The following is a 13,948-nucleotide window of genomic DNA, read 5'->3' as shown; positions in this document are numbered from 1 at the left end:
CCCTGTTCGCGGGGGTGGACGCCGTCGGTCGCGGCGATCGTCAGGGGGCCGTAGGCCAGGGCGAACGCGAGCCCGGCGAGGAACAGGGCGGGGAGCATCGCGGCGTACGACCAGTCCCTCCCGAGCGGGAGGAACGTCCCGTACGCCGCCGTCGCGCACACGAAACCGCCGATGATCACGCGGGCGTTGCCGAACCGGGCGACCAGCCACGGCGTGAGCGTCGGGGCGAGGATCGCGTCGCAGCCCATCACCACCAGCGCCAGCGCGGTCTGGAGCGACGACCAGCCGCGCAGTTCCTGGAGGTACAGGGTGACGACAAACTGGAAGCCGAAGAAGGCGCCCACGAACAGCAGCGCGCCGAGCCCGGACCGCAGAACCTCCCCCTCCCGGAGGATGCCGAGGCGTACGAGGGGGTGCCCGGTCCGGCGCTCGACCGTCACGAACACGAACCCCAGGACGATCGCCGTCAACCCGGACGCCGCTGTCACCCGCCAGTTCTCGGTGCCGTACTCCAGGCGTACGACGGTGTAGGCGGCCGTCAGCATCGTCGCGGCGGCGAGGAGGGCGCCGGGGAGGTCCAGCTCCCGGGTATGACGCCGGGTGGGGGGCGCTGCCGGGATCAGTCTCACCGCGCCCGTGAGGAGGACGACCGCGAACAGGACCGGGGCGAAGAAGACCCAGCGCCAGCCGAGTTGGGTGAGGAGGCCGCCGGTCACCATGCCGAGGGAGAAGCCGGCCGCCGCCGTACCCGCGAAGATCAGGAGCGCCTTGTCGCGGGCCGGGCCCTCCTCGTACGACGTCGTGATCAGCGACAGCGCGGCCGGGGTCATGAAGGCCGCGGCGACCCCCGTCACGAACCTCGCGGCGATCAGGGTCCAGCCGTCCTGCGCGAAGCCGCCGAGGCCGGAGAAGGCGAGGAAGACGGTCAGCCAGACCAGGAACACGCGTCTGCGGCCCAGGAGGTCCGCCGCGCGTCCGCCGAGCAGCGTGAAGCCGGCGTACCCGAGGACGTACGCGCTCATCACCCACGCGGCGGTGTCCGTGGGGAGGGTGAGGTCGGCGCGGATGGCGGGGAGGGCGATCGCCATCATCGCGATGTCCGCGCCCTCCAGGAAGATCGTCCCGCACAGGACGAGCAGGAGTGACGGGCGGGTTCGGGCAGGCATGGGGGTACTCCAGAGGTAGCGGGGGAGGACCCGGGAGTCAGGGGTGGGCCGGCCCCTCGGCGAGGGACGGTTCCCTCTTGTAACCGTCCTCAGCCTGCGGCAGCATCAGCGGGCATGGAAGAAGGCACTTCGGAGTCACCCGGTCACCCTGCGGGAACCATCGATCCCGACGACGCCGATCCGTTCCAGTGGGACGTGCGGGAGGACTGCCAGGTACGGCAGATCCTCGACCGGATCGCCGACAAGTGGTCGCTGCTGGTCATCGCCCTGCTCGACAACCGGCGGCTCCGGTTCACGCAGTTGCGGCGGGAGATCGACGGGGTCAGCCAGCGGATGCTGACGGTGACGCTGCGGCAGCTGGAGCGGGACGGGCTGGTGCGGCGGACCGTGTATCCCGTGGTGCCGCCGAAGGTGGAGTACGAGCTGACGGCGCTCGGGGTGACGCTGCACGCGACCGTCCAGTCACTGGTGCGGTGGACGGAGGAGCACCAGGGGGAGGTGGCGGCGGCTCGCGAGGAGTACGACCGGCGAGGGAGCGGTGAGTAGTACCCAGGGGGTACGGGGGTGAGGCAGGGGCGTCAGGTGCGGGTGAGGGGCCGGGCGTGTTGCGGTGGTTTTTCCCGGTGCCGCTCCAACTCCCCTTCCCCAAGGCCCTCTTGACTTCGCGTTGACCTCGGCTTCACCATCCACTCACCTCATCAACTGTGGCCTCCCTGCGGAAACCCCGCACGGGGGTGCCGCCAGGACTGGATTCCGGAGCCCCCCACCATGAAGCTCTCTGTCTCCGCGCGGGCGTCGGCCGCCGCGGTCGTCGCGGGTGTCACCTTGTTCGCCACCGGTGTCACCGGGTCGGCCGCCGGTGCGGCATCCAGCACCGGGGCGCTGGCCGCCGCGCCCGACATCTCCGTGGCCAACGTGAAGGCGCACCTCGGCCAGTTGCAGTCGATCGCGACGGCCAACGGCGGCAACCGCGCGCACGGCCGGGCCGGCTACCTCGCCTCGGTCAACTACGTGAAGGACAAGCTGGACGCGGCCGGATTCACCACCACCGTCCAGCAGTTCACCTCCTCCGGCAGGACCGGCTACAACCTGATAGCCGACTGGCCCGGCGGAGACACGAATCAGGTTGTCATGGCCGGGTCACACCTGGACAGCGTGACCTCCGGCGCCGGCATCAACGACAACGGCTCCGGCTCCTCCGCGATCCTGGAGATCGCCCTCGCCGTGTCCCGCGCGGACTACCAGCCCACCAAGCACCTGAGATTCGCCTGGTGGGGCGCCGAGGAACTCGGCATCGTCGGCTCCCGGTACTACGTCAACAACCTCTCCGCCACGAACCGCGCCAAGATCAGCGGCTACCTCAACTTCGACATGATCGGCTCGCCCAACCCCGGGTACTTCGTCTACGACGACGACCCCACGATCGAGAAGACCTTCAAGGACTACTTCGCGGGGATCGGCGTCTCCACCGAGATCGAGACCGAGGGCGACGGGCGCTCCGACCACGCGCCCTTCAAGAGCGCCGGCGTCCCGGTCGGCGGCCTCTTCACGGGCGCGAGCCGCACCAAGACCGCCGCGCAGGTGACCAAGTGGGGCGGTACGTCGGGGCAGGCGTTCGACCGGTGCTACCACTCGTCGTGCGACACGACCGCCAACATCAACGACACGGCGCTGGACCGGAACTCGGACGCGGCGGCGTACGCGGTGTGGACGCTGTCGTCCTGACACGTCGGACGGGGCCGTAGCGTCGTGACGAGGGTGTAGCGACGTCGCGTCGGACGGGTACGTCGCGACGGTACCGTTTCGTCGGACGTGCCCGTTACGACGAAACGCACCCGTCGCTACGTCACCGTACGGCCGCCGCCCGTTCCGCCAGCCGCAGCATGCGGGACCTGGCGGAGTCCAGGGCCGAGGGATCCTCGGCCGCCGGGCCGCCCTCGGTGGCGAGGGTGGTCCACAGGCCGAGGAGCTCGCTGCCGAGGTTCAGGCCCTGGACGGGCTCCCGTACGGCGCGCCAGGCCGTCGCGGCGCTCTGCACGTTGCCGTACGCGGCCTCGGCGTCGCCGGCGTGGCAGTGGGCGCGCGCGACGTCGAGGGAGACGTGGAAGGCGCGGACCGGGTCGCCGGCCAAGTACGCGATGTACGCGGCGAGTTCCCGCAGGCGCAGCACCTCGGGGTGGTCCGCGCCGAGCGCCGCGGACGCGTCGGTCACCGTCTGTTCCGCCAGTCCCGCCGCCGTGTCGATGCGGCCCGCGCGGACGGCCTCGTTGATCCGGGCCACCGGTCCCGCGAGCGGTCCCGGCTCCGCGCCGTCGGCCTCCCGGGGGTCGTCCCCGAGGACGGCTTCGGCCACCGCGTCGAACCCGCGCGCGGGCGTGTGCTTCGGCGAGGGCTCCGGGGCGGTGGCCGCCGGGTCGAGGAGGGGCGCGCGGACGGGGCGGGACGGGGGCGCGTCGAGGGGGACGGGCTGGGGGCGGGTGTCGAGCAGGGGGGACGGCGGGGCGGGGGGTTCGGGGATGTCGTACGGGGGCTCCGGCGCGGCTTCGGGTTCGGGCCACTCCTGGGGTTCGAGGTGGTCCATCGCCGGTGGCGGGCCGAAGACTCCGGTCGGTGCGGTGACGGTGCCCGGTGCGGGAGCCTCATCGGCGTACGCGTCGTCCGTCGGCGCCGGGTGCTGTGCGGCGGAGGGGGCCTCGTCCGCGTACCCGTCGTCCGTCGGCTCGGGGGGCCGTGGCGCGGGGGGTGCCTCATCGGCGTACACGTCCGGCGGCGGGAGTGGCGTCGGTTCTGCCGTGAGGGTGCTGGAGCCGTCCGGGGCGATCCGGAGGGGGACGGCGTAGCCGCTGCGTTCGTCGTGGATCGTGGCCAGGACCGGGTGCCCGGTGGCCACGGCGATGCGCCGCAGGTGGGCGAGGACCGCGTGCTTGATCTCCTCGCCCTGCGGGGCGGTGAGCGGGACCCCGTCGACGGACGCGGTGTCCCGGCCGGCGGCCGTCGCGACCCTGACGTCGATCGGCACCGGCGCCATCACGGCGGGCCCGGGCTGGGGCTCTCGGCTGGGTCGGGACATGTGTTCCTCACTCGGTTCTGCCGGGGAACCGGCGTTCCGCGCGTCACGATCCGATAAACACGCTTACTGGCGAGTATGGCCGCTCGGCCCCGGCACTCGCGTCACCGGGACGTCACAGCCTCGTTCCAGATACCTGGCCGGAATCCGGCGCCGTACACAACTTCGTTGATCCACAAGGCGGGTTCGCCGAGGATGAGACCGTACGACGTATCCCGGGGGGCCTCATGCGCTGGACCGTGCACGGCGAACGACCGCTGTACGACACGCCGTGGGTACGCCTGCGCGCGCTGGACGTCGAACGGCCCGACGGCACCCGTACGGAGTACCACGCGGTGCGCCTGCGCGACCTCGCCGTGCTCGCGGCGGTCGACGACGCGCGCGTGCTGATGATGTGGCGGCACCGGTTCCTCACGGACGCGTGGGGGTGGGAGCTGCCGATGGGGCTCGTCGAGGACGGGGAGTCGCCCGCACGCGCGGGCGCGCGGGAGCTGGAGGAGGAGACGGGGTGGCGGCCGGGCAGCGTACGGGAGTTGATCTACTCGGAGCCCGCCGCCGGTGTCAGTGACACGCGGCATCACGTGTTCCGTACGGACGATGCGCGGTGGGTCGGGGCTCCTACCGAGCGCAACGAGTCCGACCGGGTGGAGTGGGTGCCGCTCTCCTGCCTCGCCGGGATGATCCGGCGGCGGGAGATCGTCAGCGGGGCCACGCTCGTGGGGGTCATGGCGTTGCTGCTGGATCTCGGGGCGCCGTGAGCGTGTCGCCGCCCGACAGCGCCGTCGCGATCTCCGCCGCCGTTCGGTCGGGGGCCGTGAGTGCCGTGGAAGTGCTGGAGGGGGCCCTGGAGCGGCTGGAGCGGATCGATCCGGTGCTGTGCATGTTTCGGGAGGTGTGGGGGGCCGAGGCGGGCGTGTGGGCCCGTGCCGTGGATGCTCGGGTGCGGGGCGGGGAGTGGTTGCCGTTGGCCGGGGTGCCGATCGCCGTCAAGGGGGGTCGGTCCGAGTGGGGGGCTCTCTTCGACGCCGGGTGCGTTCCTGTGGGGCGTACGGCTGTGCCCGGGGCGGGGACGCCCTGGCGGACCTGGGGGGTCGGGCGGCATGGCCGTACCGTCAACCCCTGGCGGTACGACCGGACGCCCGGGGGGTCGTCCGCCGGGTCCGCTGTTGCCGTGGCCTCGGGGGTAGTACCGCTGGCTACTGGGAGTGACGGGGCCGGGTCCGTGCGGATTCCCGCAGCCTGGTGCGGGGTGTTCGGGATGAAGGCGGGGAACGGGCGGTTGGCGAGTCCGGATCGTACGGGGCTTGCCGCGCCGGGGTTCTTCGCGCGGGAGGCGGGGGACGCGGCTGCGTGCTGGGGGGTGTTGTCCGGGGAGGCCGTGCCGGGGGTGGGGCGGGGGGTGGATGCCGTCTGGTCTGCGGATCTGGGGTATGCCGGGTGTGATGTGGAGCCGGTGGGTGTGGCTCGGGCGGCTGTGGGGCGGTTGGTGAGGGCGGGGGGTGTGCGGCTTGTCGGGGGGTCGGTGGGGTTGGAGGATCCGGCGGAGGCGTGGTTGGGGGTTCGGGGGGTGGGGGGCGGGGAATCGCTCGGCGCGGGTGGCGGGGCCGGTGTGGGGGCGGCGGGTGCGGATGGCGGGGCCGGTGTGGGGGCGGCGGGTGCGGGTGGCGGGGTGGGCGTCGGGGTGCGGGAGGTCAATGATCGGCGGTTGGGCGAGGTGTTTCGGCGTGCGGATCTGGTGTTGACGCCGGTGACTCCTCATGCGGCTCATGGGCATGAAGGGCCTGGCGAGCGGTACTCCACTGCTCTGACCTGGGCGTTCAATCTCAGTGGGCATCCGGCGGTGAGTGTGCCTGCGGGGGTGGGGGCGGATGGGTGTCCGCTGGGGTTGCAGATCGTGGGGCGGCGGGGGGAGGAGGGGGTGCTGCTTGCTGTGGCCTCCTTGTTGTCCTGGAAGCTGAGGTGAGGGCGGTGTGTGGGGGTGGGGTGGGGTTCCGTTCTAGCCATCCACCTTGATTCTTGCGCGTGCATATAATCACCCCTCACCTGATCTCTGGGGGACCGTCATGACGAACCGTCGTTTCCTGTTCCTGCTCGGCAGCAGTCGTCAGGGCGGGAACACCGAGCTCCTCGCGCGCCGCGCCGCCGAGCAGTTGCCCGACGAGGTCGAGCAGGAGTGGGTCCGGCTCGTCGATCTGCCGCTTCCCGACTTCGCCGATCTGCGGCATGACGAGGGGTACGCGGCGCCGGCCGACCCCAACGCGCGGTATCTCCTCGACGCCACCCTCGCCGCGACCGACCTCGTCGTCGCCTCGCCGCTGTACTGGTACTCCGTCTCCGGGCTCACGAAGCGGTACCTCGACCACTGGTCGGGGTGGCTGCGGGTGCCCGGGGTGGATTTCCGGGGGGCCATGGCCGGGCGCACGCTCTGGGGGGTCACCGCGTACGCCTCTCGCGCGTCCCTCGCCGACCCTCTTGCCGGGACCCTTCATCACACCGCCGCGTTCATGAGGATGCGCTTCGGCGGGGTGCTGCTCGGGAACGGGACCGATCGGGAGGATGTCCTCAAGGACGGGGAGGCGGTGGCACGGGCGAAGGGCTTCTTCTCGGGGGAGGCGCCGTTGGCGCGGTTTCCGGACGAGGTGGGGTGAGGGGGGCGCGGGGGTATTGGTGACGGAGTGTGGGTGAGTGCGGCTTGGTGGGTGGCTGGGGTGGGGATGTCGGCGCTTGCCTGCGCCGGCGGGGTGCCTCTCCCAAGCTCTCCGAGCAAGGGGGACCTGGCCCACCCGTGCCGCCCCATAGGGGTACCTCCCAAGCCCTTCGGGCACTGGGGGAGGCACGACTGCCCGCAGCTACAGCAGGAGGTGGGGGAGGTGCGGGGCCGTCCGTGGAGGGGTGCGGCGCGGCCTGCCGCAGCTACGCGGGCCGAGTGGGCGGGTGCGGGTCGGTGCGGCTGTCCGCAGCTGGGTGAGTGGGGCGGCGCAGGTGTGTAGGGCCGGTGGGACCGTGCGGTGCGGCTCGTCGTCGTTGCTTCGGCGGAAACGTCAGGCCGTTACGTCCTTCGCCGTGAAGCGGGCCCACGCCGCTGAGCCGAATGTTGCCGCGTACAGGGCCTGGAGGCCCAGGTTCTTCTGGAGGTCCGGCCAGTAGATCGGTTCTCTCATCAGGTCGGCGAAAGAGAGCCAGTAGTGGGGGAAGAGGTAGGGGTGGACGGCGTGGAGCTGGGGGATCTGGTCGATGATCTGGACCGTGATCAGGAGGCCCACCGTCGTCGCCATCGCGGCGATGCCGCTGTTGGTCAGGGTGGAGATGAAGAGGCCCAGGGCCGCCACGCCCATCAGGGACGCGGCGACGACGAGGGCGATCAGCAGGGCCCGCCACAGGCCCTCGGCGAACGTGATGCGCGTGCCGGAGATCGTCGTCAGGTCGCCGAGCGGGAAGAGCAGTGCCCCGACCGCGAGCGCGGAGACCGCCACCACCAGGGTCGCGATGAGGCAGAACACCATCGTCGTCACGTACTTCGTGAGCAGCAGCCGGGTACGGCCGGCCGGGGCGACCAGCAGATAGCGCAGCGTCCCCGCGCTCGCCTCGCCCGCGATCGCGTCCCCGGCGACCACACCCACCGCCATCGGCAGGAAGAACGGCAGGGTCGCCGCCAGCGCCGTGAACACCAGGAACAGCCCGTTGTTGGTGACCTGCGAGATGAACGCGGGCCCGCCCTCCCCGCCGCCGGGACCGGGCCCGCCGCCCGAGGAGCCGTCACCCGTCTCGATCCGTACGGCGATGCCGACCAGCACCGGGACCGCCGCGAGCACGCCGAGCAGGGCCAGCGTCCGCCAGCGGCGCAACGTGATCGCCAGCTCGCTGCGCAGCAGGCCCAGCGTCCACAGCGGGCCCGGCGCCCGCACCGCCGGTGCCGTCTCAACCCGCGACATCGAATCCCTCTCCGGTCAGCTCCACGAACGCGTCCTCCAGCGAGGCCCGGCGCAAGGCGAAGCCACGCACCCTGACGCCCGCGGTCACCAGTGCCGCGTTCACCTCCGCGAGGTCGCGCTCCGGCGGCTCCGCGGTGACCCGCTCGCCCTCCGACGTCACATCCGCGAGGCCCTGTTCCTTCAGTACGCGCGCCGCGTCCGCCGGGTCCGGCGTCGTCACCACCAGCCGGCCGCGCGTGCGCGCCGCCAGCTCGCCCACCTCGCCCTGGACGATCAGCCGGCCGCGCGCCATCACCGCCGCGTGCGTACACACCTGCTCGATCTCGTCCAGGAGGTGGGAGGAGAGGAAGACCGTCGTGCCGTCCGCCGCCAGCTCCCTGATCAGCGCGCGGATCTCCCGCATGCCCTGCGGGTCGAGGCCGTTCGTCGGCTCGTCCAGCACCAGCAGGCGCCTGGGCTGGAGGAGCGCCGCCGCGAGGCCCAGGCGCTGCTTCATGCCCAGCGAATACGCCCGCGCCTTCTTGCCGGCCGCCGCTGTCAGCCCGACCCGCTCCAGCGCCGACGCGACCCGGTGGCTGCGGGTGCGCGGGTCGGCCGTCGGGTCCGCCGCGTCGTACCGGACGAGGTTGTCGCGGCCCGACAGGAAGCCGTACAGCGCGGGGCCCTCGATCAGCGCGCCCACCTCCGGCAGGACCTTGCGGCCCGCGCCCGGCATGGGCCTGCCCAGCACCCTCGCCGTCCCCGACGTCGGTGCGATCAGGCCCATCAGCATCCTGATCGTCGTCGTCTTGCCCGAGCCGTTCGGCCCGAGGAACCCGAAGACGCTGTCCCGGGGGACGGTCAGGTCGAGGGAGTCGACGGCCAGTTGGCCGCCGCGAAAGCGCTTGGTGAGGGCGTGGGTGTGGATGACGGCGTCGTCGGGGGCGGGAGCCGGGCCCTCGGAGGGGGCCGCCGGTCCCGGAGCCGGGGCGGGCTGCGGGTCCGGCTCCGTGGTGGACGGCTGTGGCATGGCTCCCCCGATCCCGTGACGACGCGGTGGTCGTGTCCCTGTAACCGTACTTAGTTGCCCTCGGCCGCCTTCACCAGGGCGTCCTTGGTGACCGCGCCGACGTAGACCTTGCCGTTGTCCGTGATCAGGGCGTTGACCAGGCGGGTGGAGAAGACCGTGCCCTTGCCGAAGTCGCCGGAGACCTTGTCGCCGAAGGAGCCGAGGAAGCCGCCGAGGGCGCCGGCGTCGGGGAGGTCGGAGGAGGAGGGGACGCCCTGCTCCTTGCCCGTGTCGTACGTGGCGATGGTGGTCCAGCCCTTGCCCAGGACGTTCAGGCCCGTGAGGTCCTCGCCGAGGGCGCCCTTGCCGAGTTCGCCCTTGCCCGGGGCGTCCTTGCCCTGGTCTCCGTGGATCTTGTCGCCCTCGGTGACCTTCGCGCCCTTGGGGGCGGTGAAGTCGAAGGTGGAGGCGGCCGGCCTGTCGAAGCTGACCTGGGTGAAGCCGGCGTCGATCACGGCCGCGCCGCCGCTCCTCGGGGTGAGCGTGAACTTGAGGGGGAGGCCCGTCTTCGCGTCCACCGCGATGCTGATCGCGCCGACCGTCGAGCCGGACTGCTTGGGCGTGACGAGGAGCTTGTAGGCGTCGCGGCCCGCCACGTGGACCGTGCCGTCCACCGTCACCGACGTCGTCGGGTCTATCGCCTTCAGGGTCTCTTCCGTGAGGTCCTTCGGGGTCGCCGGGGCCTGGGAGTCCTTGCGGGCCTCCTCGGAGAGCGTCGAGTGGTAGACCTCGTTCGACTTGCTGTCGTAGCCCCAGACGTCCTTGCCGTTGTGGATCAGGCTGTACTCCGCCGCGTTCTCCAGCAGGGAGAGCTTCTGCTTCTCGGGGCCGTCCGTCGCGACGCGCAGCGTGTGCGTGCCCGCGGCCAGCTCCGTCAGCTTGGTGGTGGGGTCGGCCGAGGAGGTGTCCGAGGACTGCGTCGCGCCGGAGAGGAAGCTGCTCTCCAGGCCGCCGAGATCGGGGAGGCCCAGGTCCGTCGTGATCTTCACCGTGCCGGAGAGCTGCTGGACGTCCGACGCGGCGACCTTGTCCAGGAGCTGCTGGGCGGTGATCCCGGGGAGGTCGGGGTCGCCGGAGTCGGCGAGGGCGGGGACCAGGCCGATGGTGGCGGCGGCCATGCCCACGACGGCGACCGGAACGACGTAGCGGGCGGCCGTCCTGCGGCGGCGGGACCTCGCCTCGTCCGCGTCGGCCTCCGTGAGCGGGGTCCGGGGGTCGTCGGATGCGTTCGGTGCCATGTCTGCCTTACCTCCGTCGTCGGCGGCGGCCGGTGGGCGTCTCTGGCAACCCACCCCGACCGCCATTCTCACCCGAATCGGTGAGCAGTGGTCCTGCGTCTGCATCCATGACACCAAACCGGACCCGTCACCGGCGTCACCCCGCAGAGCCAACTCCGCGTACTCCTGCGGTATGACACGCCCCACCGGCACCCCGTACTTCTCTCAGGGGTCGCGAGGTCATACCTGGGGACGAGCCCACAGCCCCAGGCCCGGGCCCACCTCACCCCGCCCGGTGCACCACCGCGTCGCACATCTCCACCAGCGCCACCTTCGCGTCGCACTCCGCCAGGGGTGCCAGGGCCGCGCGGGCCTCCTCCGCGTAGCGGACCGTGTCGCGGCGGGCCTGTTCGAGGGCCGGGTGGGCGCGCAGCGCCGTGAGGGCCTCGGCGTGGCGGGTGTCGTCCGTGAGGTCGGAGTCGAGGAGTTCGCACAGGGCGATGTCCTCGGGCAGGCCGAGGCGGGCGGCGCGCTCGCGCAGGCGCAGGACGGGGAGCGTGGAGATGCCCTCGCGCAGGTCCGTGCCGGGGGTCTTGCCGGACTCGTGGGAGTCGGAGGCGATGTCGAGGACGTCGTCCGCGAGCTGGAAGGCGACGCCGAGGCGTTCGCCGTACTGCGTGAGGACGTCCACGACCGTCTCGTCCGCGCCGGAGGTCATCGCGCCGAAGCGGCAGGAGACGGCGACGAGGGAGCCGGTCTTGCCGGCGAGGACGTCGAGGTAGTGGTCGACGGGGTCACGGCCGTCCGTGGGGCCCGCGGTCTCCAGGATCTGGCCGGTGACGAGCCGTTCGAACGCCTCGGCCTGGATGCGGACGACCTCGGGCCCGAGGTCGGCGAGGATCTGGGACGCGCGCGCGAAGAGGAAGTCACCCGTGAGGACGGCGACGGAGTTGCCCCAGCGGGTGTTGGCGCTGGCCACCCCGCGCCGGACCTCGGCCTCGTCCATGACGTCGTCGTGGTACAGCGTGGCGAGGTGCGTGAGCTCGACGCCCACGGCGGACGGCACGACACCGGGCGCGTACGGATCGCCGAACTGCGCCGCGAGCATCACCAGGAGTGGCCGGAAACGTTTACCTCCCGCGCGCACGAGGTGCTGCGCGGCCTCCGTGATGAAGGGGACCTCGCTCTTGGTGGCTTCGAGCAGACCCTCCTCGACGGCAGCCAGTCCTGCCTGGACATCGGCCTCCAGTGCCTGGTCCCGCACGCTCAGCCCGAACGGCCCGACGACGGTCACGAGGGATCTCCTGTCTGCTGTTGCCCACTGGCGACTGTTGGCGATTACACGGTTTGTCGATAGGTCGCTGCCATCACTCAAGTCAGCGTATCCGGTCACGTTTCGATCACCGATAGCCCCCACGGTTACAGCACGGGCGCTATCGGATCACGCCCGTTATGCAGCTGATCGGTGGATAACACGCATCATTTTGATATATCTACGCCTTGTGTCCATTTTGCCGCTATTGCTATTCCGTGAGTTGAGTCACGGGCACTTTCTCCGCCCGCCCCTCCCCCACCTCTCTTCCGCCTTGCCCCTGTTGGCGAGTTGACACTTGGCGGTCGCAAAGGATCAAGCACCCCATACGCCCCAGGCAGAGGTCAATAGGGGTGAGATGTGAATCGGGCACTTGTTCCGGACATGTGCTCTCGCATACGTTCCGCCGAGTCGGGCGGACGCCTAATCCTGCCGCCGCCCTTCACCACCTCATCCACGAACCACTCGCGTACGGCAGGAGCGGGGGACCCAGGTAGTACGCCGCGCCGGACACGTCTCCGGAGCGGCTCGGGGTGAAGCCGCGCCACCGCCCCCGGTGGCCGGCCGGGCACCTCCCGCCCGAACCCGACAGCTCACCTCGCAGGCGCCGGAGAGGAACACCGCCATGCCCGCAATCCGCAAGAAGCGTCTCGCCCGGGCCCTGGCCGTCGCCGCCACCGGCACGGCCCTGCTCGCCCTCCCGATCGCCGGCGCGACCAGCGCCTCCGCCGCCACCGGCCCCTCGTCGTCCACGGTCGCCGGGTACCCGGACACCCTGGACGGCTGGATCCGCGAATCCCTCGCGATCATGGCCCAGAAGGGCATCCCGGGCAGCTACGACGGCATCTACCGCAACATCGTCCGCGAGTCCTCCGGCAACCCCTGGGCCATCAACGACTGGGACTCCAACGCCGCCGCCGGCACGCCCTCCAAGGGCCTGCTCCAGGTCATCGACCCGACCTTCCAGGCGTACCACGTCGCCGGGACGGCGTACGACCCGTACGACCCGGTCGCGAACATCACCGCCGCGTGCAACTACGCGGCGGCGGTGTACGGGTCGATCGACAACGTGTACGGCGCGTACTGACCGTCCCTCCCGGACGCCCTCCGGGAGACCGACGTCCCTGTAGGAGCCCCGGTTTCGGATCGGGGCCCCTACAGGGGGCGCGTTACGGAAACATCCGTTCAAGAACGGTCGCCACCCCGTCCTCCTCGTTCGAGAACGTCACCTCGTCGGCGACGGCCTTGAGTTCGGGGTGCGCGTTGGCCATCGCGACCCCGTACGCGGACCACTCGAACATCGGGATGTCGTTCGGCATGTCCCCGAAGGCGACCGTGTCCTCGGGGGCGATCCCGAGGCGTTCGGCGGCCAGCGCGAGGCCCGTGGCCTTCGTGACGCCGCTCGGCTGGAGCTCGACCGTGCCGGGCCCCGACATGGTCACCGTGGCGAGCGAACCGACCGCCGCGCGCGCGGTGGCCGCCAACTCGTCGTCCGTCAGCGCGGGGTGACGCAGCAGCACCTTGCTGATCGGCTCGCACCACAGGTCCTCGCGGCGCCCCACGCGCAGCGCGGGGAGCGTCGGGTGCGGCATCAGGTAGCCCGGTTCGATCAGCGTCAGCCCGTCCACGCCGTCCTGGTCGACGGCCGCGTACACCTGGCCGACCTCCGCCTCGATCTTGCCGAGCGCGGTCTCCGCGAGTTCCCGGTCCAGCGTGACCGACCACAGCAGGCGGTCCGCGCCGGCGTCGTACACCTGCGCTCCCTGGCCGCACACCGCGAGCCCTCTGCACCGCAGGATCTCCAGCAGCGGGCGCACCCGGGGGGCCGGGCGGCCGGTCACCACCAGGTGCCGCGCGCCGGCCTCCACGACCCGCTGGAGGGCGCTCAGCGAGCGGTCGGAGAAGGTGTCGTCGGCGCGCAGGAGCGTGCCGTCCAGGTCGGTGGCGACGAGGGCGTACGCGCGCGTGCCGGAAGCGGGGGTGGTGGGTGCGGCCATGATCAGAGAATACGGACCGCACCGCCCCCGGGAGGTCCGACGGCCCGTCTCGCACCACCCGCGCACGGGAGGGCCGGTTTCGGATCGTGCACCCGCGCGGGGAGGTCCGTTCCGTTCAGCGCGCCCCCGCGCGGGACGACGATGAGGACATCGCAGCGGTGTTCGTCATCGAATCGCCATCGAAATACCAACGGTTCTGCGAAGACTGC

At 71.6% G+C, this 13,948-nt stretch carries 12 protein-coding genes and 1 pseudogene; 6 read left to right on the top strand and 7 right to left on the bottom strand.

Annotated elements, in window-relative coordinates; genetic code table 11:
- Nucleotides 1-8 precede the first annotated feature (8 nt).
- Nucleotides 9-1,088: pseudogene (locus ACQCO7_RS25335) on the bottom strand (MFS transporter); the annotation flags it as partial.
- A 192-nt stretch (nucleotides 1,089-1,280) separates the two neighbouring features.
- Here ACQCO7_RS25335 and ACQCO7_RS25330 point away from each other — a divergent pair.
- Both ACQCO7_RS25330 and ACQCO7_RS25325 read left to right on the top strand, forming a co-directional pair.
- Nucleotides 1,281-1,712 (top strand): winged helix-turn-helix transcriptional regulator, encoded by a 432-nt coding sequence (locus ACQCO7_RS25330; protein WP_464073983.1) that lies wholly within the window; start codon nucleotides 1,281-1,283, stop codon nucleotides 1,710-1,712.
- A gap of 222 nt (nucleotides 1,713-1,934) precedes the next feature.
- A complete protein-coding gene (locus ACQCO7_RS25325) occupies nucleotides 1,935-2,891 on the top strand; it encodes a M28 family metallopeptidase (protein WP_464073982.1) in 957 nt (318 codons plus the stop codon).
- Nucleotides 2,892-3,012: 121 nt separating this feature from the next.
- On the opposite strand, the gene ACQCO7_RS25320 is transcribed toward ACQCO7_RS25325, so the two are convergent.
- Nucleotides 3,013-4,236, bottom strand: coding sequence for a tetratricopeptide repeat protein (locus ACQCO7_RS25320; protein WP_464073981.1), 1,224 nt, complete (start codon nucleotides 4,234-4,236; stop codon nucleotides 3,013-3,015).
- Between the two features lie 224 nt (nucleotides 4,237-4,460).
- Between ACQCO7_RS25320 and ACQCO7_RS25315 the strand changes: the two genes are divergently transcribed.
- The 3 genes from ACQCO7_RS25315 (at nucleotide 4,461) to ACQCO7_RS25305 (ending at nucleotide 6,881) form a co-directional block, all read left to right on the top strand.
- On the top strand, nucleotides 4,461-4,991 hold the full coding sequence (locus tag ACQCO7_RS25315; protein ID WP_464073980.1) for an NUDIX hydrolase: 531 nt from the start codon (nucleotides 4,461-4,463) through the stop codon (nucleotides 4,989-4,991).
- 56 nt (nucleotides 4,992-5,047) lie between these two features.
- Entirely contained in the window at nucleotides 5,048-6,196 is a 1,149-nt protein-coding gene (locus ACQCO7_RS25310) for an amidase (RefSeq protein WP_464073979.1), read from the top strand.
- A 100-nt stretch (nucleotides 6,197-6,296) separates the two neighbouring features.
- Nucleotides 6,297-6,881, top strand: coding sequence for a flavodoxin family protein (locus ACQCO7_RS25305; protein WP_464073978.1), 585 nt, complete (start codon nucleotides 6,297-6,299; stop codon nucleotides 6,879-6,881).
- 393 nt (nucleotides 6,882-7,274) lie between these two features.
- Here ACQCO7_RS25305 and ACQCO7_RS25300 read toward each other — a convergent pair whose 3' ends face one another.
- The 4 genes from ACQCO7_RS25300 to ACQCO7_RS25285 all read right to left on the bottom strand — a co-directional run bounded on the left by ACQCO7_RS25300 (nucleotide 7,275) and on the right by ACQCO7_RS25285 (nucleotide 11,724).
- Nucleotides 7,275-8,165 (bottom strand): ABC transporter permease, encoded by an 891-nt coding sequence (locus ACQCO7_RS25300; RefSeq protein WP_464073977.1) that lies wholly within the window; start codon nucleotides 8,163-8,165, stop codon nucleotides 7,275-7,277.
- Nucleotides 8,152-9,174, bottom strand: coding sequence for an ABC transporter ATP-binding protein (locus tag ACQCO7_RS25295; RefSeq protein ID WP_464073976.1), 1,023 nt, complete (start codon nucleotides 9,172-9,174; stop codon nucleotides 8,152-8,154). The genes ACQCO7_RS25300 and ACQCO7_RS25295 overlap by 14 nt, the downstream gene beginning before the upstream one ends.
- Before the next feature lie 50 nt (nucleotides 9,175-9,224).
- Complete coding sequence (locus ACQCO7_RS25290) at nucleotides 9,225-10,451, bottom strand: LolA family protein (protein ID WP_464073975.1); 1,227 nt, start codon at nucleotides 10,449-10,451, stop codon at nucleotides 9,225-9,227.
- Between the two features lie 262 nt (nucleotides 10,452-10,713).
- Nucleotides 10,714-11,724: a polyprenyl synthetase family protein gene (locus ACQCO7_RS25285; protein ID WP_464073974.1), complete on the bottom strand. Its 1,011-nt coding sequence runs from the start codon at nucleotides 11,722-11,724 to the stop codon at nucleotides 10,714-10,716.
- A 643-nt stretch (nucleotides 11,725-12,367) separates the two neighbouring features.
- Here ACQCO7_RS25285 and ACQCO7_RS25280 point away from each other — a divergent pair.
- Complete coding sequence (locus tag ACQCO7_RS25280) at nucleotides 12,368-12,829, top strand: transglycosylase SLT domain-containing protein (protein WP_464073973.1); 462 nt, start codon at nucleotides 12,368-12,370, stop codon at nucleotides 12,827-12,829.
- Nucleotides 12,830-12,911: 82 nt separating this feature from the next.
- Here the strand turns inward: ACQCO7_RS25280 and ACQCO7_RS25275 are convergent, their stop codons facing one another.
- Complete coding sequence (locus tag ACQCO7_RS25275) at nucleotides 12,912-13,739, bottom strand: HAD family hydrolase (RefSeq protein WP_464073972.1); 828 nt, start codon at nucleotides 13,737-13,739, stop codon at nucleotides 12,912-12,914.
- Nucleotides 13,740-13,948: the final 209 nt, after the last annotated feature.

This window comes from Streptomyces saintjeani, from assembly GCF_055409605.1.
This window is presented reverse-complemented; position numbering and strand designations above follow the sequence as displayed.

Excerpts from the sequence above, each read along its gene's own strand:
- ACQCO7_RS25325 (WP_464073982.1), top strand. The coding sequence starts at position 1,935 with ATGAAGCTCTCTGTCTCCGCGCGGGCGTCGGCCGCCGCGGTCGTCGCG.
- ACQCO7_RS25300 (WP_464073977.1), bottom strand. The coding sequence starts at position 8,165 with ATGTCGCGGGTTGAGACGGCACCGGCGGTGCGGGCGCCGGGCCCGCTG.
- ACQCO7_RS25275 (WP_464073972.1), bottom strand. The coding sequence starts at position 13,739 with ATGGCCGCACCCACCACCCCCGCTTCCGGCACGCGCGCGTACGCCCTC.
- ACQCO7_RS25330 (WP_464073983.1), top strand. The coding sequence starts at position 1,281 with ATGGAAGAAGGCACTTCGGAGTCACCCGGTCACCCTGCGGGAACCATC.
- ACQCO7_RS25295 (WP_464073976.1), bottom strand. The coding sequence starts at position 9,174 with ATGCCACAGCCGTCCACCACGGAGCCGGACCCGCAGCCCGCCCCGGCT.
- ACQCO7_RS25320 (WP_464073981.1), bottom strand. The coding sequence starts at position 4,236 with ATGTCCCGACCCAGCCGAGAGCCCCAGCCCGGGCCCGCCGTGATGGCG.
- ACQCO7_RS25315 (WP_464073980.1), top strand. The coding sequence starts at position 4,461 with ATGCGCTGGACCGTGCACGGCGAACGACCGCTGTACGACACGCCGTGG.
- ACQCO7_RS25305 (WP_464073978.1), top strand. The coding sequence starts at position 6,297 with ATGACGAACCGTCGTTTCCTGTTCCTGCTCGGCAGCAGTCGTCAGGGC.
- ACQCO7_RS25280 (WP_464073973.1), top strand. The coding sequence starts at position 12,368 with ATGCCCGCAATCCGCAAGAAGCGTCTCGCCCGGGCCCTGGCCGTCGCC.
- ACQCO7_RS25290 (WP_464073975.1), bottom strand. The coding sequence starts at position 10,451 with ATGGCACCGAACGCATCCGACGACCCCCGGACCCCGCTCACGGAGGCC.